Below are 20,683 nucleotides of genomic sequence, written 5' to 3'. Positions count from 1 at the left end.
CGATCAGGTTATGAACATGACGCCGCCGGAGGCCCCTGAGGATGGTAACAACCAACCGAGGGTGAAGCCCCCGGCGGCGTCCGTTTGCGCGCCTGAAACTCTCATCATCCTCAAAAAACGGTCCGATTTCCTGAAAGCCGCCCGAGCGCGCAGGCAGGGGACACCGTCGATGATGGTTCAGGCCCGAAAGCGCGCCGATGACGAAGCGGACGGTATTCGCGTCGGCTTTACCTGCTCCAAGAAAGTTGGCAATGCCGTGGCACGCAATCGCGCCAAGCGAAGACTGCGCGAGGCGGCACGTGCGGTCCTGCCGGACAATGGGGAAAGCGGTTGGGACTATGTCCTTATAGGTCGCGCCGAGGTCACTGCAGGACGCCCCTATGACGCGCTTCTGGGCGATTTGCGATACGCGCTGCGCAAAATTCACAGCGCGAAGACGTGACGCTGCTTTCCCATATCCTCGCCCTGCCCATCCGGATCTATCGTTTGGTCTTCAGCCCTTGGGTCGGTTTTAACTGCCGGTATCAACCAACCTGTTCGGCCTATGCCCTTGAAGCGTTGGAAAAGCACGGGCCGGTCAAGGGAACTTGGCTGACCATCCGGCGCATCGGGCGCTGCCACCCTTGGGGCGGGGATGGTTATGATCCCGTACCGAGCTGTTCGGACTGTGAACGCTCTTCCCACGACCCGCAGTAACACTTGACCCGTTCCGATCCGCGCTGAACAGTTGCCCTATTCAGCCGGAGGCCCAAATGACATCCCAGGCGCGTCACACTCTGCCCACGCATGACGTCGTGAACCAACCTCCTTTGCGCGGTGATAGCGACCTTTGGGTGGCTGATCCTGTTCTCCAAAATCTTCTCCACAACTTCGGTGGGCGTGCCGACCCGGTATTGACCTATGGTGACATACTGGGCCGCGCCGAAACGCGCGAGTTGGGGCTCGAGGCCAATCGGCACCCGCCAGAACTAATGCTGTTCGATCAAGGCGGCCGTCGCATCGACGAAGTCAGGTTCCATCCCGCGTATCACCAGATGATGCAGATCAGCCAAGCCGCTGGCTATGCAGCGTTGGCCTGGGACGGACAGCCCGGTGGCCACACCACCCATGCGGCAATGGTATATATGGCCAGTCAGGTCGAGCCCGGACATTGCTGCCCTCTGACAATGACCTATGCCGCAATTCCTGCGATCGAAGCTGACGCACACTTGGCTTCGATCTGGCGCCCAAAACTGTCCGCCTTCGACTACGACGGGACGATCAACCCCATTTCCGACAAAAGCAGCGCCACGCTGGGCATGGCAATGACCGAGAAACAGGGCGGCTCGGATGTGCGGGCCAACACAACAACCGCTACAAGGGACGGCGATCACTGGCGATTGCGCGGGCATAAGTGGTTCTGCTCGGCCCCAATGTCGGACGGATTCCTGACCTTGGCGCAGGCTTCGGGCGGCTTGACCTGTTTCCTTGTTCCCCGCTGGTTAGAAGGCCAGCGCAATGCGATTCATCTGATGCGCCTGAAAGACAAGCTGGGGAACAAGGCGAACGCTTCTTCCGAAATCGAATACCAAGACGCGCTCGCTTATCAGCTTGGTGACGAAGGGTCCGGAATACGCACGATTCTGGAAATGGTACATCACACCCGGCTGGACACCGCCATCGCCCCGGCCGGATTGATGCGCGCCGCGTTGACCGAAGCCCACCACTGGGTCTCAAATCGTAGTGCTTTTCAGCGTCGGCTGATCGACCAACCGTTGATGCGCGCCGTCCTTGCCGATATGGTGCTGGACTGGGAGGGCGCATTGACGCTGGGATTGCGTGTCGCCCAAGCGTTTGATGGCACCTCTGCCGAGGACCGCGCCTTTGCCCGCATCGGCGTCGCACTAGCCAAATTCCTGAACAACAAACGCTGTCCCGTCGTCGCTGTTGAAGCTATGGAGATTCTGGGCGGTATGGGATACGTCGAAGACACCCCCCTGCCGTTGATCTACCGCGAAGCCCCCCTGAACGGGATCTGGGAAGGGTCGGGGAACGTGATCTGCCTCGACATACTCCGAACTTTGACGCAAGAGCCGCTGGCCGCCGAGGTTCTGCAAGCGGAACTGAACGCCGCAACGGGTGCGGATCGGGAATACGACGCCGCGCTAAAGGCACATCGCGACCGCTGGCCGGGCATCCCCTCCGAAACCGAGGCGCGCTGGTTCGCCGAACGCACAGCGCTTTTGCTGACCGCGTCCCAGTTGCTGAGACACGCGCCCGGTCCCGTGGCCGATGGTTTTGTCGCCACCAGAATCGCCGAACACAGCGGTCGGATCGCGGGATCGGTCGCAGGTCTGGACACAAACGCGCTGCTGGGGCGCTTGGGATGACCCGGCCACTTGCCGGGTTCCGTCAACTATTGTAGGGGCTGCGCATGTTTGACGAAGCTGACGATATCCACCCGCTCTTTGCCGGTGCGCCCTCGACCACCGAGTTCAAGAAGCTGCGCAAGCGCATCGTGCGCCAGACCCGCGAGGCGATCGAGCAGTACGGGATGATAAGTCCGTCAGCCCATGACAAAGATGGCAAACCCCCTCGTTGGCTGGTCTGCCTGTCGGGCGGCAAGGACAGCTATACGCTTCTGGCGGTGCTGTATGAGTTGAAGTGGCGTGGCCTGCTGCCGGTTGATCTGCTGGCGTGCAATCTGGATCAGGGTCAGCCGGGCTTTCCCGCCACTGTTCTTCCTGAATTTCTGGAACGGATGGGTGTTCCCCACCGGATCGAATATCAGGACACATACTCTGTCGTGATGGACAAAGTTCCGCAGGGCCGGACGTATTGCGCACTATGTTCACGCCTGCGCCGGGGCAACCTGTATCGTATCGCGCGCGAAGAGGGGTGCTCGGCCGTTGTTCTGGGCCATCACCGCGACGATATCCTTGAGACGTTCTTTATGAACTTGTTCCACGGCGGACGTTTGGCGACGATGCCGCCTAAACTGGTGAATGAAGAAGGCGATCTGTTTGTCTTCCGCCCTCTGGCACATGTGGCCGAGGCCGATTGCGAGAAATTCGCCAATGCAATGAACTATCCCATCATCCCCTGTGACCTGTGCGGCAGTCAGGACGGGCTGCAACGCCAGCAGGTAAAACAGATTCTGGACCAATGGGAAAAGAACAGCCCCGGACGCAGACAGGTGATGTTCCGCGCGCTGACCAATGCAAGGCCCTCGCACCTGCTGGACCCAAAGCTGTTCGATTTCGAAGGTCTGAGCCTGAACTCTGACAAAAATGACGAAATTGAGGGCAAAATTCCTCAGTTGCGTTAACGACTGACTCAGATAGGTTTTCTACGGTTACCCTGAGCGTGCGATGCCCAAGGGAAAGGCCGGAAACCTGATGTGGAAACATTTCTCTGTTAACAGAGCTCTCGATTTTCTAGCCACCGTGTTCAGCGGACCATCCGTTCTGGCATTTGCGCCGGCGATCTGCCTTGCTGCGTTTTGGATAGGCGGAGAGCGTACGCTTGTTCTCGTGGCCCTCATTCTGCCTGTGGTGATTGCTGCAATCATGGCGCTTGTCCGCAAGGTCCAACCCGATTCCAGCGATTTGAACGCAGCCAGCGGCCTGATGGCCATTGATATGTTCGCCGCAGAGATGGAAGGCTTTTTTGAGGCCAGCCGAAACATGCAGGAGGACTCTGCCTGCATGATCGTTGCGCTGGACGGGTTTTCCGACATTTCAGACCAGCATGGTCAGGCGGCGGCAAGTCATCTGGCGGAACATTTCTGTGAGCGTGTCCTGTCGTCGATTCGCACGCATGACATCACGACAAGACTGGATCAGAACTCGGTCGCAATCGGCTTGCGCCCGTCCAGTCATCTGGATCTTGAAGCGTGCATTCAAATGTCTGGCCGCATTCAGGCCGCCATAGAGAAACCGATCAGCGTAAACGGTGCCAGCATTTATGTTTCCTGTTCCATTGGCTTCTGCCTTTTGTCCAGCGTGAAGGAAGACGGGTTCGACTACTGGATCGACGCAACGAACGCAGCCTTGAGCGAGGCGCAGCGAAACGGACCATCAACGATCCGTGCCTATTCCAGCGAAACCCGCCGCAGGTCGCGCACCCGTGCAAACCTGCGCAAAGAATTCGAGGCCGCGCTGGACAGCGGTGAAATCCGCCCATGGTTTCAACCTCAGATATCCACAGACACCGGCAAGGTAACTGGGTTCGAGGCCCTTGCCCGATGGGAGCATCCGAAGAAAGGCGTTATCGGCCCACAGGTGTTTCTTCCCTTTGCCGAGCAAGCCGAATTGATGGAACGATTTGGCCAAGCGATGCGCCACCACGCATTCACGGCGATGCAGAAATGGGATCACGCCGGGATCGGTGTGCCTCGGATCGGCATCAATTTCTCGTCCGACGAACTGCGCGACCCTGCCCTGATGGATCGTCTGAAATGGGAACTGGATCAGCATGACCTTACCCCTGACAGGCTGGCGGTAGAAATTCTTGAGACAGTGTTTTCCCGGCACCCCGAAGACGTGATTACCCGAAATGTGACCAGTCTATCCAGCTTGGGCTGCTGCATTGATCTGGATGATTTCGGCACCGGCCATGCGTCGATCGCGTCTATCAAACGCTTTGACGTGTCCCGGATCAAAATCGACCGCTCATTCGTGGCCAAAGCCGACAAGGATGCCAGCCAGCAGCAAATGGTCAGCGCGATTCTGACGATGGCGGAAAGGTTGAACGTGGAAACTCTGGCAGAAGGTGTGGAAACCCCCGGGGAACATGCATTGATGGCACAATTGGGCTGCAATCACGTTCAGGGGTTCGGTATAGGCAAGCCGATGCCGTTTGAAAAAACTCTGGATTGGATGACTGCGCACCGGAACAAGGTTGGGGGTGTACCCAGGATCGGGCGTCAGGCGGGATCATAAACGCGAAATTACGCCACAAAAGCCTTATACGCGACTATAGCAGGGGCGATTCCGCTTGACCTTTGGGGCTGCACTCTGTTGAACCCACCGGGTGTGTTTCACTGCTTAAGGTGGCTGTCCCAGATGGACGATCAGAATAAGAATCTCATCCTCGCAACCGCGCTCAGTTTCCTCGTGATCCTCGTTTGGTTCGTGCTTTTCCCGCCGCCCGAGCAGGCCACGTCACCGGAACAGGCCGAAATCAGCGCGACCGAGGCCAATGAGGTTCAAACCCCCAGCGCCACAGGAACCGGCACTGTAGGCGAAGCAACCACTGCGGCCGAAGAAACACTGCCCGATGCACAGGCCCCGCGGGTTCAGATCGACACGCCCCGTTTGGAGGGCAGCCTGTCCCTGTCGGGTGGGCGCATCGACGAGCTGTATCTGAAGGACTACAAGGTCTCGATCGAAGAAGGCGCGCCGATTGTCGAGCTTCTGTCACCGGTCGGATCTGATTCCGCCTATTACGCCCTTTATGGCTGGGCACCGGGTGCCGGTGTCGCTGGCACGGATGTACCCGGTCCGAACACAGAGTGGTCCCTGGAACAAGGTGAAATTCTTGGCGTAGACTCTCCTGTCACGCTGAAGTGGGACAATGGAAACGGCCTGACCTTCCGCCGCACAATTGCGGTGGACGAGAACTATATGTTCGAGGTCACCCAGTCCGTTGAAAACAACACCCAAGCCGAAGTCGGCATGGCCCCTTACGGTATTCTGGCCCGTCACGGTATCGGCGAGGATGGTGATCTACCCGGTCTCAAAAACTTCTTCATCCTGCATGAAGGCGTGATGGTCATGGCCGACGGAGTTCTGGACGAGATCGACTATGGCGATGTCCGTGATTTCGACATTGACCCCAACGAACGCGCGCAGGCCGAGGTGTTTCAGGTCAAAGAAGGCGGCTGGGTTGGCTTCACCGATCACTATTGGATGACCACCCTGATCCCCGAGGAAGGCTCGGCCTTCAAGGCCGCCGCGAAATACGACGCGCGTCGCAAAATCTATCAGACCGAGACGGTTCTGCCGACACTTACAGTGGCTCCCGGCGCAACCGAACAGGTAACCACGCAGCTTTTTGCTGGTGCAAAGGAATGGGAAACCATTCGGGAATATCAGGCTGACGGCGTTCAGAAGTTCATCGACAGCATCGACTGGGGCTGGTTCTACTTCCTGACCAAGCCGATCTTCTGGCTGCTGCACAACATCAACGCGCTGATCGGCAACATGGGTTGGTCCATTATCGGCCTGACCCTGATCATCAAGGCAATCCTGTTCCCGCTGGCGTTCAAATCTTACGTCTCGATGGCGAAGATGAAGGAACTGCAGCCGCAGATGGAGGCCCTGAAAGAAGCCGCTGGCGACGACCGCCAGAAAATGCAGCAAGGCATGATGGAGCTCTACAAGAAGGAAAAGGTGAACCCTGCCGCGGGTTGTCTGCCGATCCTGATGCAGATCCCGATCTTCTTCTCGCTGTATAAGGTAATCTTCGTCACGATCGAATTGCGTCAGGCCCCGTGGTTTGGCCCCTTCCAGGACCTGAGCGCACCTGACCCAACCTCGATCATGAACCTGTTTGGCCTGCTGCCTTGGGGTGGCCCGCAGCCAGACACGCTGATGGCGCTGATCTTCATCGGTATCCTGCCGCTGTTGCTGGGTATCTCGATGTGGCTGCAGCAAAAGTTGAATCCAGCGCCAACCGATCCGACGCAAGCAATGATCTTTGCCTGGATGCCATGGGTGTTCATGTTCATGCTGGGCAGCTTTGCCAGCGGGCTGGTGGTCTACTGGATCGCGAACAACACGATCACCTTCACCCAGCAATACCTGATCATGAGAAGCCAGGGTTATAAGCCCGACGTATTCGGCAATATCAAATCCAGCTTCAAGCGCGCACCAAAGACGGATGACAAATGAGCGCAGAAGTAACCAGCCTCTGGCGGCATCCGATCAAAAGCCACGGCCATGAAGCTGTGGAAACCGTAACACTGAGCCCCGGGCAGACCATGCCCGGGGATCGTGTTTGGGCAATCGCCCATGAGGCGTCCAAAGCGGACGGTTCGGAATGGGCGCCCTGCGCGAATTTCAGTCGTGGTGCCAAGGCCCCTCAATTGATGGCAATCACAGCGAAACTGTCAGGTGATACGGTGGCACTCAGCCACCCACAGCGCCCAGACCTGAGTTTCCAGCCGGACGCAGAACAAGATGTGTTCCTTGATTGGGTAAAACCATTGATGCCCGCTGACCGCGCCGCGTCTGCACGTATTGTTCGCGTACCCGGGCGGGGAATGACCGACAGTGACTTCCCATCCGTCAGCCTGTGCAACATGGCCTCGCACAGAGCGGTCGAGCAGAAACTGGGCAAAGACCTGTCGATCAGGCGCTGGCGCGGCAATATCTGGTTCAACGGCCTGCCCCTGTGGGAAGAGTTCGAATGGTTGGGTCGCGAGGTTCAGATCGGACAGGCCGTGTTCCACGTGCGTGAGCGAATCACACGCTGTCTGGCCACAACCGCAAACCCGGATACCGGTGAACGCGACGCGGACACTTTAGGCGCGTTGAACCGTTGGAACCACCAGGATTTCGGCGTTTACGCCGAGGTGATCCGAGGTGGAGAGGTCAAAACCGGCGACACGGTGCAGGTGCTATGACAACGCTTCCCTTCCCCCTTGCCGAGACACCCGACGAATTCGCGCTGGAGCGCGGGCGCAAGCTGTTTGCCGGGCCCTCGGAATTCGTCAAAGGCGTTGTGGCGATGAATGGCCTGCCTGCCCCGGATCGGCTGGAGGTCTGCTTTGCTGGCCGTTCCAATGTCGGCAAGTCCAGCCTGATCAACGCGCTGACCGGGACCAAGGGTCTGGCCCGCGCCTCGAACACGCCGGGCCGGACACAAGAGATCAACTTTTTCACCCAAGGCCCCGAGCTGTATCTGGTTGATTTGCCCGGCTATGGCTATGCCAACGCGCCGCTCAAGGTGGTGGAAAAGTGGCAGCGGCTTCTGAAACAGTACCTAAGCGGCCGTCAGACCCTGCGCCGGGCTTTTGTTCTTATTGATTCCCGCCATGGGGTAAAACCCGTCGACGCCGAGATCATGAAGTTGCTGGACACCAGCGCCGTGACGTTTCAATGCGTGCTGACCAAAACTGACAAGGTCAAAGCCAAGGATCGCGAAAAGGTCTTGGATCAAGTGCGCAGTGCATTGTCCAAACATCCCGCCGCCTTCCCGGAAATCGTGTTGACCTCATCCGAAAAGGGCGACGGGATCGAAACGCTGCGCGCGATTATTGCCGGGCTGGAGTAGCGACGCAGAATAGCGCAGCGCCTAATCGGCAGTTCATACAGGTATTGCAGCCCGCTTCCCATTTATCCCACGTACCAACTAAACCCGGCGCGAAGAAATTCACGCCGGAACTCTTCCCTTTTGCCGTGAGGTTGGACGCCAGACTTCTCGCACCCACCTCTTGGGGCTTGCTGGCAACGCTGCGGTGAACGCCGCGTTTTGCCGGGCGTCGGATTTGCAGGCCGGTCAACCTATGGCACCCACAACAGCGATCTTGGCTTACGCGTCCAAAACGCCTAACACGAGGGGAAGAGGACAAGACATGAAGACAAGAGATATGAACCGGGACTGGATCGCTACTGCTGCAACTCTGAACAGCGCATTGCCATATCTGCAGCGCTATGACGGCGCGGTCGTCGTTATCAAACTTGGCGGTCACGCCATGGGCAGCGATGAGGCCATGGAAAGCTTTGCCCGCGACGTCGTGCTGATGCGTCAGGTCGGTGTGAACCCTGTGATCGTCCATGGCGGTGGACCGATGATCAACGCAATGCTGAAACAGTTGGATATCCAGTCCGAGTTTGTGGGCGGCAAACGCGTGACGGACAAGGCCACCGTAGAAGTGGTCGAAATGGTTCTGTCAGGGCTGGTCAACAAACGCATCGTTCAGGCCATCAACGGTCAGGGCGGCACAGCCGTTGGCCTGTCGGGCAAGGACGCCAATCTGATTGTCTGTGACCAAGCCGATCCCGCGTTGGGATTTGTCGGCGCTCCGGCGCAGATGAACCCTAAAATACTCCACGATTTGTTCGCACATGATGTGATTCCCGTAATTGCCCCCTTGGGCGCGGGTCGCGAAGGTGAAACTTTTAACATCAATGGTGACACGGCAGCGGGAGCGATTGCCTCGGCCCTGAAGGCGGATCGCCTTTTGCTGTTGACCGATGTGTCCGGCGTCAAGAACGCAGCCGGCGAGGTGGTGACAGAACTCAAGGCCGGCCAAATCCGCGAGATGACGATGGATGGCACGATTGCGGGCGGCATGATCCCCAAGACAGAAACCGCGCTGGATGCGTTGCACAGCGGCGTCAGGGCGGTGGTCATTCTGGATGGACGCGCGCCGAATGCAGTATTGCTGGAACTGTTTACCGAGCACGGCGCGGGGTCGCTGATCCGGCCCGACTAATCCCAATGCGGAGGTCCCATGACCGGGCAGTCCACCCCCCTCACTTACGCTCCGGCCATTAGTTATGGCTGGGTCGGGCGTGTTGCGCATCAAGCTGGCCTGATTGTCATGGGCGCGACCCATCCTCGTAAAAGCGGTGCCAAGGGACTGGACGGGGGTACACTGGTTCTATTGGGCGCGGGTTCGGCCTTTTGGACGGTGCTGAAAACCTCACCCGAGTGGCAAGGCCCTGATCCAGTGGATCGCTGGTCTGCGCGTGTCATTGGCCAAATGGCGCAGGAATTGGGCGGGCAAGCCCATTTTCCCTTTGGCGGACCGCCTTACGCCCCGTTCATAGACTGGGCGCTGAAGTCACAACGCACCTTCAGCAGCCCGGTTGGGGCGTTGGTTCATGACACGGTTGGCATGATGATTTCGTACCGTGGCGCGCTGCATTTCCCGCAGGAGTTCAACATCCCCGAAGTCACAACCGCTTCGCCCTGCGTCGAATGCCCGGCACCCTGCACGACGACCTGTCCGGTCGGTGCGCTGAATAGTCAGGATTTCTATGATGTTGCCGCGTGCCATGCCCATCTATCAACCGAAGAAGGCCTGACCTGCATGACGGGCGGTTGTCTCGCGCGCCTGTCCTGCCCGATCAGCGTCGGGGCCGACCGGGACCCCGAGCAATCCGCCCATCACATGAGGGCGTTTCACCCCTCATGACCTTGACCCTGATCCTGACACGACACGCGAAGTCCAGTTGGGGCAACCCGATGCTTGACGATCACGCCCGTCCTTTGAACAAGCGCGGACGTAAATCCGCCCCTGCTATCGCCACATGGCTGCGCGACAATGGGTGGCTTCCCGACGAAGTGCTCAGCTCAACCTCGGCCCGCACGCGTGAGACATGGGATCGGATGGGTTTGCAGGCAGACAAGGTTTGCTTTCATCGGCGTCTTTATCATGCTGCACCCGAAGACATGTTGACCCAACTTGCTGGTGCAACAGAACCCACGGTCCTGATGCTGGGTCACAATCCGGGCATTGGCGATTTTGCCCAGCGGATCGTTGGCAAAGCACCAAACCACCCCCGGTTTCAGGATTATCCCACCTGTGCCACGGCTGTGATTCAATTCAACATCTCAGACTGGGCCAATATCAAATGGCAGAGCGGGGTTGTTCTGGATTTCACCACACCGCGCGAGCTGTTGGAATAGAAAAAGGCGAGGCCAAAGCCCCGCCCTTTCCCTGATTTCAACCGGATCAGTGCCCCAGGATTTGGCTGAGGAACAGCTTGGTCCGTTCGCTTTGCGGGTTGTTGAAGAACTCTTCCGGTTCATTCTGTTCCACGATCTGGCCGGCATCCATGAAGATCACGCGATTGGCGACCTGACGGGCAAAGCCCATCTCGTGCGTGACGCACAGCATGGTCATGCCTTCCTCGGCCAGTTCGATCATAGTGTCGAGCACCTCTTTGATCATCTCGGGGTCCAGCGCCGATGTCGGTTCATCGAACAACATAATCCGAGGCATCATGCAGAGCGAGCGGGCAATCGCCACACGCTGCTGCTGACCACCCGAAAGCTGGCCGGGATATTTCAGCGCCTGATCGGGGATTTTCACCTTTTCCAGGAAATGCATCGCGCGCTCTTCGGCCTCTTTCTTGGGCGTCTTGCGCACCCAGATCGGGGCCAGCGTGCAGTTCTCCAGGATGGTCAGATGCGGGAACAGGTTGAAGTGCTGGAACACCATGCCAACCTCGGACCGGATTTTGTCGATGTTCTTCAGGTCATTCGACAGTTCGGTCCCGTCTACGACGATCGTGCCCTGCTGGTGTTCTTCCAGCGCGTTCAAGCAGCGGATCAAGGTGGACTTACCCGACCCCGACGGTCCCGCGATCACGATCCGCTCGCCCTGATTGACGGTCAGATTGATGTCGCGCAGCACGTGGAAGGACCCGTACCACTTGTTCATGCCGTTGATTTCGATGGCGACCTCGTCGCTCACCTGCATCTTCGAGCGGTCGATTTCGCGTTCTACTGCAAGTTCAGACATGTGTTGAACTCCTTAGTGATGATCCGTGGCAAGGCGACGCTCGAGCCACTGGGAATATTGAGAGATGCCGTAACAGACGACGAAGAACAGAAGCGCGGCAAAGCCCAGAAGCTCCCAATAGACGCCGTTCCATTCGGTTGACGCCAGGATGGGGCCCCGGATCATGCCCACCAGATCGAACATCGAGATGACCGAAACCAGTGTGGTGTCCTTGAACAGGCCAACGGCCACGTTCACGATACCGGGGATCGAGATCTTCAGAGCCTGTGGCAGGATGATCAGCCGCATCGCCTGCGGGTAATCCAAGCCAAGACTGTCTGCTGCCTCGTACTGTCCGCGCGGAAGTGCTGCCAGACCGCCGCGGATCACCTCGGCGATATAGGCGGCCGAGAACATGGTGATCATGATCACAACGCGCAGGAACAGGTCGACCGTGCTGTCAGGCGGGAAGAAATAGGCCAGCATCACCGAAGCCACGAACAGCAGCGTGATCAGTGGCACGCCGCGGATGAATTCGATGAAGATGACACAGACCCACTTGATCAGCGGCATATCGGACTGACGGCCCAGAGCCAATGCAATGCCCAAAGGCAGGGACAGCGACACACAGGTCACGCCCAGCATCAGGTTCAGCATAAAGCCACCCAGATCACGGCTGGGAACAGCCGAAAGCAGCGCGCCCTCGTTGGCATCATCGGGGATCAGCGCCCCGCCGATATTCCACACGACCAGCGCCACAACGATGCCCCCAAAGAACCCGGCTGCAAAACTGTTCTTGCCGAATTTCTGAAACACCACGGCGGCTGCGACACAGCCCAGCAGTGCCACGATGGGGACCATGATGGTTCCGCCCCAGATCAGCCAGAACGCAACGAACGGGTACACCGCAGTAAACAGCAGCAACTTGCGCGGCAGGTCGAAGAAAAGCACGGGTGCCACCGCGACCAGCATCAGCAAGAAGGCCAGGTTCGGGCGCCAATAGGCATCGTCAGGGTATTTGAACCCATAGATCAACTGGTGCCAGCGCTCGGTCAGAACCGCGAAACAGGCTCCGGTCTTGCCGTCCAGAATCTCACGGCATTGCGCCAATGAATCCGCGTTCCATACACCATTCAAAATCCACGGAAGCGTGTTCTTGAGCAGCACATAGATCAACAGGATCGACAAAACCGTCAGGATGGTATTCGCCACGCCCGAGAAGAGATTCTCGCGCAGCCACTTGATGATACCGGTCTGGTTTGCTGGCGGAGGCGATGGCGGGATTGTGCCATCAGCGACAAAGGCGATCGGGTTTGTTGTTTGATCAGCCATAACTCAGCGCTCCTTCAACTTGACGGATGCGTTGTAGATGTTCATCGCCATCGAAATCAGCAGCGAGGCCGTCAGATAGAACAGCATCAGCAGCAGGACGCATTCGATCGCGCGGCCGGTCTGGTTCAGCGTGATACCGCCCAGTGTGGCCGTGATATCCGCATAGCCCACAGCAATCGCCAGTGACGAGTTCTTGGTGATGTTCAGATATTGCGAGATCAACGGCGGGATGATGACCCGCAGCGCCTGCGGCAAGATCACAAGGTTCATGATCCGTCCTGGGCGCAGGCCCAGCGCAGCCGCAGCTTCGGTCTGACCTTTCGAAATCGCCTGAATACCGGCACGCACGTTTTCTGCGATGAAGGCACCCGTGTAGATGGACAGGGCAAACCACAGCGCGATCAGCGGACCGCCTACCTTGATACCCCCGCTGAAGTTAAAGCCCTTGAGCGCGGGAACTTCCCATGTAAGGCCCATCAAAACCATCAGCAGCGCAAACGGCACCAGCCATACGGCCAGTTTCACAAGACCGGTTTTTGGACGCTCACCCGTCTGTTCCTGCTTCAGCGTGGCGCGCTTTTCGATTTCACGAGTTGCAAACCATGAGCCCACCAGCACTGCAATGACCAACAGCCAATTCAGGAACGTCGCGCCAAACAGACCATTCGCAAACTCGGGGCGCGGAATGTAAACGCCTCGGTTGGTAAATGCGAACAGATCAAACAACATGCTGGATGTCGGGTTATCCCCGCGAAATTCCCGCGGACCCGGCAAAACCGCCGTCATGATCGTGAAGATGATGATGATCCAGATCAGAACCGGAATATTCCGGAAAATCTCGACGTAAACCGCCATCAGCTTGGACACCAGCCAGTTATTGGACAGGCGCAAAACCCCGGCGATCACACCAAACACAGTCGCTGTGATACAGGCCAGAAACGCGACCAAAAGCGTGTTGAGAATACCGACAACAGCCGCACGTCCGTGCGAGGACTGGCTGTCATATTCGATCAAACGCTGGTTGATGTCGTACCCGGACGGGTCGCCCAGGAAAGAATACGAGATGTTGAGGCCTGCGGCCCTGAGGTTCTGGATCAGGTTGTTGCCCAGATACCAGATACTTAGCGCAATAACGATCGCCGCGATCACCTGGAACGTCAATGATCTGTAGCGGGTATCGTTTATGAGCATCGACAACCGAAAATCTGCTTTCGGCGGGTCAGTCATAGTCGACATATTTTGGGATCCCCGTGCTTTTCGGGTGCTTCCTTCCCGGCGAGGTTTTCCCCGCTCCTGAGCAGCCCGTAGCATTCTGTTATGGAAAAAGGGCGCAGGTTAACCCGCGCCCTTTTCTGTGGATTTTAGCGGAACGGCGGCGAGTACAGCAGACCGCCGTCGGTCCATTGTGCGTTCAAGCCACGTGCCAGACCGATCGGAGTTTCCTCACCGATGTTCTTGGCAAAGACTTCGCCATAGTTACCACCGGATTTGATCGCCTTCATAGCCCAGTCAGCGTCCAGACCCAGCATCTCGCCCAGCGTACCTTCGGTACCCAGCAGGCGGTTGACTTCAGGGTTGTCGGTGCCAGCGGCCATTTCGTCGATATTTGCCGAGGTCACGCCCAGTTCTTCAGCCGAGACCAGTGCGTTCAGAGTCCAACGGACAACGTCGCCCCACTCGTGATCGCCGTGACGGACCAGCGGGCCCAGCGGCTCTTTCGAGATGATTTCGGGCAGCAGGACGTGGTCACCGGGGTTTTCGAACGTGGCGCGGGTTGCGGCCAGGCCCGATGCGTCGGTGGTGTAAACGTCACACGCACCAGCCAGGTACTGCTGCTGCGCTTCAGCGTTGGTTTCGATCGGAACCGGCTCGTAGCTGATGTTGTTCGAGCGGAAGAAGTCCGCCAGGTTCAGCTCGGTGGTGGTGCCGGTCTGGATGCAGACGGTCGCGCCGTCCAGTTCTTTGGCCGAGCTTACGCCCAGTGCCTTGGGAACCATGAAGCCTTGACCATCGTAGTAGTTCACGCCCACGAATTCGAACTTCAGGTCGACGTCGCGGCTGAAGGTCCAGGTGGTGTTACGGGCCAGCATGTCGATCTCGCCTGAAGCCAGCGCGGTAAAGCGTGTCTTACCGGTGGTCGGAACGAATTCAACGGCGCTTGCGTCGCCCAGAACGGCTGCAGCAACTGCGCGGCACAGCGAGACGTCAAAGCCCTGCCATTCGCCATTCGCGTCGGGTGCGGCAAAGCCAACCAGACCGGTGGTCACACCGCAGTTCAGCTTACCGCGCGCTTTGACATCATCGACAGTCCCCGCTGCCGCTGCGCCTGCAGCAAGGCCGGCAACGGTTGCCACGCCCAAGATTACGGATTTTTTCATTTTTACCTCTTCCTGATTTTCCGCCCCGACTCTGGGACGGTTCTGTCCGGCACCTTTGGTACCAGAAAGGTTTCCCCAAAGGTGTCTCCCCTTTAGTGGGCTTGAGTTTGGGCGCATTCATAAACAAACGTCAAGGGTCGGATCAGCGAAAACGATGGTTCATCTTACAGATGTTCGGCACAGCGGCGGATTTTCAGGCGTAAGAGCTCAAACCGAGAGGTCGAAGAACCTTTTGGCGTGTAGAAATGCAGCCCTTTTGACTTCGGAGGCGGCGTGGGCCTCGTCGTCATGACCCCATTGTTCGATTTGCCACAACTCGTCCAACCTTGAGATTTGCCAGATGTCCTCGGCAGAGCGCCAGTCCGCAGCTGCTGCAAACCCCAGCACCAGCGACCCGGACAGGCTGACCAAGTCGTGGAAAGCGGCAAGCTGGAAGTTATTGAAATCATGGACACGTTGGCGCAATTCGTGCAAAGCCGATGCGTCCTGGGGCTGATGCAAAACACCGGCGACCGGCAGCAAACGCGCCGCGAGCGCCTCGGCCGCCCAATCCAATGCCGGGTCCCACTGTTCGGCCTGCCGTTGCTGCAACTCCTGCGGGTGCGTGGCGCGATAGCATAACAGGTCCGAATCGCCGTAATCGGCCAGCATGTCTGCAACCTCGGCGTGCTGATGCTGGACCTTGTCGATGGCTGCGTTCGCCGAACGAGTAAACGGCATCGTGGTCGGGTCTACTTCTTTTTCCTGCGCGTCCCACTCGGCAGCGATTTCCTGCGCCATGGCTTGAGTGGGCACGATCAACCCTACCTTGGCCGGCGTTTTGACGCGCCGACCATCCAATTCCACCGTAAACCCGCCTTCTGCGTCAACAACCGCGCTTTCGGTCCAGAATCGTTTCGGTTTCCAGTCGCTCATGATTTCAGGTCCAGATTTGATCCAGCGCGCCCGGCAACTGGTCGAAGGTTTCGATTATGGTCGTGGCGGCATCAAGTGCAGGGCGCGTATGATATCCCCATGTCACGCCAATGGCAGGGACACCGGCAGCAGCGGCCATATCCATGTCAAACCGGGTATCGCCGATCATGACCGTATTCACCGCCTCAACGCCCGTTTCGGCCCGGGCCGTGTCAATCATCGACGGATGCGGTTTCGAAGGGTGGTGATCGGCGACCTGCCGCGTAACAAAATAACCTTGCAACTCGTGCCCTTCGATCAGCGCATCCAAGCCGCGCTGAGATTTCCCGGTTGCAACGCCCAGCAAGACCTCGGGGATGGCGTGCAGCGCTTCGATTGCCTCTCGCGCACCAGGATAAAGCGGCGACCCTGCCATGCCCTGTTCCAGCCGATGCGCATGATAGGCTTGCTTATACCCTTCGACCAACCGCGCCTGATCCGCATCAGACTGAAGCGGCGCAAGCTGTGCGATGGCTTTGGGCAACGACAGGCCAACGATGGACAAAATCGCCTTGCGATCAGGCACCGGCAGGGACAGCGCGTCAAAACTGGCGGTCATCGCGCCGACGATACTGCCCTGACTGTCGACAAGGGTGCCGTCCACGTCGAACAGCACCAAACGCAAGGGTGCGCTCATTGCAGTTCCTCGAACGGGTCGTCGGCGGCCAGATCCTCGGTCCAGCCGAAGGTATCCCAGCTGTGTTTCATGTGGTCCGGCAAGGGGGCTTTCACGGTGATCGTCTTGCGTGTCACCGGGTGCTGAAACGACGCTTGCCGCGCATGCAGGTGCAGCTTTTTGCTGATGATCCCGCCCAATTGTGCGCCCCAACCGTCACCGAGGTTTTCCTGACCCGAACCGCCATATTTACCGTCACCGATAATCGGATGACCGATCGCGGCCATATGTGCCCGCAACTGATGCGTTCGACCGGTAATCGGCTCCATGGCCACCCACGCGGCGCGCCCTGCCACCCGGTAAAGAGTGGCATAGAGCGTATGCGCGCGTTTCGCACCCGGTGTATCGTTGACCTCATTCAGGTGAACGGCGACCATCTTTTCGCCTTCGCCCTGCTTTCCATGGCCCGACGCCTTGACCAGACCAGTCTTGATTTCGCCCAGATACGGCGTCGGCACCCCGGCCACCAACGCCCAATAAATCTTACGCGTGTCGCGGTGGCGGAAGGCTGCGGTCAGGCCCTTGGCGGCTTCGCGTGTGCGTGCCATCAGTAGAACGCCGGAGGTGTCCTTATCCAACCGATGAACCAAACGCGGATTTTCGTCATAGCCAAACCTCAGTGCTTCGGACAGGCTGTCCACATGGCGGGTTTGGCCGCTGCCGCCCTGCACAGGCAAGCCATGGGGTTTGTTCAACGCCAGCACGTGATCGTCGCGGTAAATCACGCAGGATTGGATCATCTTGGCGTCCGCGTCGGAAACCCGGCGTTTGACTTCGGCCGGTTTGTGATCAACGTCGGGCAGAGGGGGGACACGCACAACTTGTCCAGCCTCAAGCCGGGTCGAGGCTTTGACCCGGCCACCTTCCACACGCAATTCACCCTTGCGGCACATCTTCTCGATACGGCCCTGACTGACATGTGGGAACAGACGGCGCAGCCAGCGATCCAACCGCTGGTCTCCGTCACCTTCTGCCACGGTGATCATCTGTACGCCGCTCATGCCAATATCCCCTGCGCCGCGCGGTGATCCCGCGCGAAATGCGTATCATTCAGTGCCATAGAAAACATGCGCGTCTGTGGCGTGCCCAACCGCAAGAGTCAAGCGGGCGTTAGCCGTTGCGTTGCGCGCGAAGCTTGGCGAAATATTCCAGTCGCTTTTTCAACTCGCGCTCGAAGCCGCGTTCGACAGGTTGATAGAGATCAGGCCGCTGCATGCCGTCCGGAAAATAATTCTGACCGGAAAACCCGTCTTCGGCATCGTGGTCATAAGCATAGCCCGCGCCATAGCCCTGATCCTTCATCAGGGATGTTGGGGCATTCAGAATGTGCTTGGGCGGGGGCTCGCTGCCGGATTGTTTGGCCAACCGCATGGCGGCCTTGTACCCTACACAAGCGCCGTTCGATTTGGGCGCCAAGGCCAGATAGACCAGCGCCTGTGCCAAGGCCAATTCCCCCTCCGGGCTGCCAAGACGTTCATAGGTTTCCCATGATTGCAGGCATATCGCCTGAGCCTGCGGGTCAGCCAACCCGATATCTTCAACCGCCATCCGGGTGATACGGCGCGCCAGATATCGAGGATCCTCGCCCCCCGTCAGCATCCGCGCAAACCAGTACAAAGCCGCGTCGGGGTCGGACCCCCGCACGGATTTGTGCAGCGCCGAGATCAGGTTGTAGTGCTCATCACCGGACTTGTCGTATTTTGCGGCCCGACGCATCAGCCTTGTGGACAAGGCACCCGGGTCCAGCGGCGCATCAACCTGCCATGCCGCAACCTGTTCGATCAGATTCAACAAAGCCCGACCATCGCCATCCGCCATTTCCTGAAGCGCTTCACGGGCAGTACCCGTCAGAGGCAATGCCCGGTCCAATTCTTTTTCGGCACGTTGGGTCAGATGCTCCAGATCAGACAGGCTCAGACGCTCAAGCACCAGAACCTGCGATCGGCTCAGAAGGGCCGCGTTCAGTTCGAAAGAGGGATTTTCGGTCGTGGCCCCGACCAACAGGATCGTTCCGTCCTCCATATGCGGAAGAAACCCATCCTGCTGCGCCTTGTTGAACCGATGAATCTCATCCACGAACAAAAGCGTGCCCTGCCCGTTCTGACGCCGTATCTTCGCGGCCTCGAACACTTTTTTCAGATCCGGAACGCCGGTAAATATTGCGCTGATCTGAACAAAATGCAGGTCCGTTTCCTGCGCAAGCAACCGCGCGATTGTGGTTTTTCCAACACCCGGCGGCCCCCAGAATATCAGGCTCGACAAACTACCTGACGCCAGCATGACGCCCAACGGCGCGTCCGGGCCCAGAACCTGCTGCTGCCCAATCACCTCAGACAGTGCTTGCGGCCGCAGGCGATCCGCAAGTGGCCGGTGGGGGCTTGTTGTGGGCTGCTGAGTGGCCCCGGTATCGAACAGATCGCTCATTGCGTCACAACCGGAACCGCAAAGACACGGTGCGTCCACCGCGCAGGATGTCGAGCTGCAGCCTGCGGCCCGGATCAGTCAGCGCGTCGACCAGATCGTTGGGATGCTGAATGTCCTGACCGTTGACGCTGTTGACCACATCGCCCGCACGCAGACCGGACCGCCCGCCATAAGGGCCGGCATCAACCACGACGACCCCGGTCTGTGACAACAGCAAACCCATCCGTGAAATCACTGCCGGATTGATGCGCGACACCTCTAAACCGGGCATGACCGTTTGATCATCCAGCGTAGTTTCGTCGGCTGATGGTGTTTCCGGGGCTTTGATCAGCGCGATCTCAATCTCTTCGCTGCTGTCGCCGCGCAACAGGGTAAGAACCGATGTTCCGCCAACACCCGCGACAGACATCCGAAACTTCATCTCGGCGGGTGAGTTCACCTCATCCCCGTCAACATGGGTCACGACGTCACCAACACGCAATCCAGCCTCGGCCAAAGGACTCAGTCCGTGCAGGTCCGAGATCACGACGCCCTGCGGGATGACAAGCCCCAGAGACTCGGCGATATCGGCGCTCATATGCTGCCCGGCCATCCCTGCCCATGGGCTTACAAAGCTGTCATTGCCGGACTGCGCTTGCCGCAGAAACTCGGCCACCAGATTAGCAGGGATGGCAAAGCCGATGCCGTTCGACCCGCCGGATCGCGTCAGGATAGACGTATTGATCCCGATAAGGTTCCCGTTCACGTCGATCAATGCGCCGCCCGAGTTGCCGGGATTGATCGCAGCATCCGTCTGAATGAAGTAGCCCCGCGCATTGCCCGTCGCAGTACCCGTGCGCGCCAGCCCTGAAATAATCCCCGACGAAACGGTCTGCCCTACCCCAAACGGGTTTCCGATGGCCAAAGCCAGCTCTCCGACCTCGACCTGATCGGAATCGCGCATCTGAAGGTATGGCAGGTCCGTCGCATCCTCCAGCCGCAGAATGGCGATGTCACTTTCCTTGTCACCTAATACAACCTGCGCCGAGTATTCGCGGCGGTCTGTTGTCACGACACGAATCTCGGTTGCCATTCCGACGACATGGTAATTCGACACCACATAGCCATCGTCTGACAGGATCACACCGGACCCCAATGAGTTCTGGACCCGTTGACGAGGCTCCGAGAATCCGCGGCCGAAAAAGTCCTGAAAGAACGGGTCAGAAAACAGGGTGTTCGCGCGCCCCTGACGGATGATCTTGGCATAGATATTCACGACAGCCGGCGACGCCTGCTTCACGACCGGCGCAAATCCCAATGAGATTTCGGCCTGTGACTTGGGAACACGGGTTTCTGCCGCAGCAAAAGACGCGCACGCTATGAAAAGTGCGAAAAGGGACGGGCGGAGCATTGTTTCCTCGACCTGCAAATCTCAGATGGATATGCGGCTCCGTGCGCCGTAATGCAAGCGCCGACGCACGAAGATGGCGGCTTCGGTGC

At 58.5% G+C, this 20,683-nt stretch carries 20 protein-coding genes; 11 read left to right on the top strand and 9 right to left on the bottom strand.

Annotated features, from left to right (window positions below; genetic code table 11):
- Positions 1-16: 16 nt before the first annotated feature.
- From rnpA to GOV87_RS06390, 11 genes are all read left to right on the top strand, one after another.
- A complete protein-coding gene (gene rnpA, locus GOV87_RS06440; protein WP_171126074.1) occupies positions 17-442 on the top strand; it encodes a ribonuclease P protein component in 426 nt (141 codons plus the stop codon).
- On the top strand, positions 439-696 hold the full coding sequence (yidD, locus tag GOV87_RS06435) for a membrane protein insertion efficiency factor YidD (RefSeq protein ID WP_371808580.1): 258 nt from the start codon (positions 439-441) through the stop codon (positions 694-696). The genes rnpA and yidD overlap by 4 nt, the downstream gene beginning before the upstream one ends.
- Before the next feature lie 56 nt (positions 697-752).
- Positions 753-2,369 (top strand): acyl-CoA dehydrogenase family protein, encoded by a 1,617-nt coding sequence (locus tag GOV87_RS06430; RefSeq protein ID WP_171211210.1) that lies wholly within the window; start codon positions 753-755, stop codon positions 2,367-2,369.
- A gap of 44 nt (positions 2,370-2,413) precedes the next feature.
- Positions 2,414-3,307, top strand: a complete 894-nt coding sequence (gene ttcA, locus GOV87_RS06425) for a tRNA 2-thiocytidine(32) synthetase TtcA (protein ID WP_171127085.1) — start codon at positions 2,414-2,416, stop codon at positions 3,305-3,307.
- 70 nt (positions 3,308-3,377) lie between these two features.
- The gene (locus tag GOV87_RS06420) at positions 3,378-4,922 is read left to right on the top strand and encodes a bifunctional diguanylate cyclase/phosphodiesterase (protein WP_171211315.1); all 1,545 of its coding nucleotides are present in this window, start codon (positions 3,378-3,380) and stop codon (positions 4,920-4,922) included.
- A 123-nt stretch (positions 4,923-5,045) separates the two neighbouring features.
- Positions 5,046-6,875, top strand: coding sequence for a membrane protein insertase YidC (gene yidC / locus GOV87_RS06415; RefSeq protein ID WP_171211209.1), 1,830 nt, complete (start codon positions 5,046-5,048; stop codon positions 6,873-6,875).
- Positions 6,872-7,609 (top strand): MOSC domain-containing protein, encoded by a 738-nt coding sequence (locus GOV87_RS06410; protein ID WP_171211208.1) that lies wholly within the window; start codon positions 6,872-6,874, stop codon positions 7,607-7,609. Before yidC ends, GOV87_RS06410 begins: the two co-directional genes overlap by 4 nt.
- On the top strand, positions 7,606-8,259 hold the full coding sequence (gene yihA / locus GOV87_RS06405; RefSeq protein ID WP_171211207.1) for a ribosome biogenesis GTP-binding protein YihA/YsxC: 654 nt from the start codon (positions 7,606-7,608) through the stop codon (positions 8,257-8,259). The genes GOV87_RS06410 and yihA overlap by 4 nt, the downstream gene beginning before the upstream one ends.
- Before the next feature lie 301 nt (positions 8,260-8,560).
- Positions 8,561-9,424, top strand: coding sequence for an acetylglutamate kinase (gene argB / locus GOV87_RS06400; RefSeq protein WP_171126063.1), 864 nt, complete (start codon positions 8,561-8,563; stop codon positions 9,422-9,424).
- Positions 9,425-9,442: 18 nt separating this feature from the next.
- On the top strand, positions 9,443-10,129 hold the full coding sequence (locus GOV87_RS06395) for a ferredoxin (RefSeq protein ID WP_171211206.1): 687 nt from the start codon (positions 9,443-9,445) through the stop codon (positions 10,127-10,129).
- Entirely contained in the window at positions 10,126-10,623 is a 498-nt protein-coding gene (locus GOV87_RS06390; RefSeq protein ID WP_171211205.1) for a histidine phosphatase family protein, read from the top strand. The genes GOV87_RS06395 and GOV87_RS06390 overlap by 4 nt, the downstream gene beginning before the upstream one ends.
- Positions 10,624-10,669: 46 nt before the next feature.
- Here the strand turns inward: GOV87_RS06390 and GOV87_RS06385 are convergent, their stop codons facing one another.
- From GOV87_RS06385 to GOV87_RS06345, 9 genes are all read right to left on the bottom strand, one after another.
- Positions 10,670-11,461, bottom strand: coding sequence for an amino acid ABC transporter ATP-binding protein (locus tag GOV87_RS06385; RefSeq protein ID WP_269149813.1), 792 nt, complete (start codon positions 11,459-11,461; stop codon positions 10,670-10,672).
- Between the two features lie 12 nt (positions 11,462-11,473).
- Positions 11,474-12,772, bottom strand: coding sequence for an amino acid ABC transporter permease (locus GOV87_RS06380; RefSeq protein WP_171126058.1), 1,299 nt, complete (start codon positions 12,770-12,772; stop codon positions 11,474-11,476).
- Positions 12,773-12,775: 3 nt separating this feature from the next.
- Positions 12,776-14,008 (bottom strand): amino acid ABC transporter permease, encoded by a 1,233-nt coding sequence (locus tag GOV87_RS06375; protein WP_171126056.1) that lies wholly within the window; start codon positions 14,006-14,008, stop codon positions 12,776-12,778.
- Between the two features lie 125 nt (positions 14,009-14,133).
- The gene (locus GOV87_RS06370) at positions 14,134-15,150 is read right to left on the bottom strand and encodes an amino acid ABC transporter substrate-binding protein (RefSeq protein ID WP_171126054.1); all 1,017 of its coding nucleotides are present in this window, start codon (positions 15,148-15,150) and stop codon (positions 14,134-14,136) included.
- A gap of 207 nt (positions 15,151-15,357) precedes the next feature.
- Positions 15,358-16,065 (bottom strand): ATP12 family chaperone protein, encoded by a 708-nt coding sequence (locus tag GOV87_RS06365; RefSeq protein ID WP_171211204.1) that lies wholly within the window; start codon positions 16,063-16,065, stop codon positions 15,358-15,360.
- Positions 16,066-16,069: 4 nt separating this feature from the next.
- The gene (locus GOV87_RS06360; protein ID WP_171211203.1) at positions 16,070-16,741 is read right to left on the bottom strand and encodes an HAD-IA family hydrolase; all 672 of its coding nucleotides are present in this window, start codon (positions 16,739-16,741) and stop codon (positions 16,070-16,072) included.
- Entirely contained in the window at positions 16,738-17,781 is a 1,044-nt protein-coding gene (locus GOV87_RS06355) for an RluA family pseudouridine synthase (protein WP_171126048.1), read from the bottom strand. Before GOV87_RS06355 ends, GOV87_RS06360 begins: the two co-directional genes overlap by 4 nt.
- A gap of 109 nt (positions 17,782-17,890) precedes the next feature.
- Positions 17,891-19,204, bottom strand: a complete 1,314-nt coding sequence (locus GOV87_RS06350) for a replication-associated recombination protein A (protein ID WP_171211202.1) — start codon at positions 19,202-19,204, stop codon at positions 17,891-17,893.
- A 4-nt stretch (positions 19,205-19,208) separates the two neighbouring features.
- On the bottom strand, positions 19,209-20,594 hold the full coding sequence (locus GOV87_RS06345; RefSeq protein ID WP_171211201.1) for a trypsin-like peptidase domain-containing protein: 1,386 nt from the start codon (positions 20,592-20,594) through the stop codon (positions 19,209-19,211).
- Positions 20,595-20,683: the final 89 nt, after the last annotated feature.

Source organism: Ruegeria sp. HKCCA5426 (assembly GCF_013034585.1).
In the GTDB taxonomy this organism is placed as follows: domain Bacteria; phylum Pseudomonadota; class Alphaproteobacteria; order Rhodobacterales; family Rhodobacteraceae; genus Ruegeria.
This window is presented reverse-complemented; position numbering and strand designations above follow the sequence as displayed.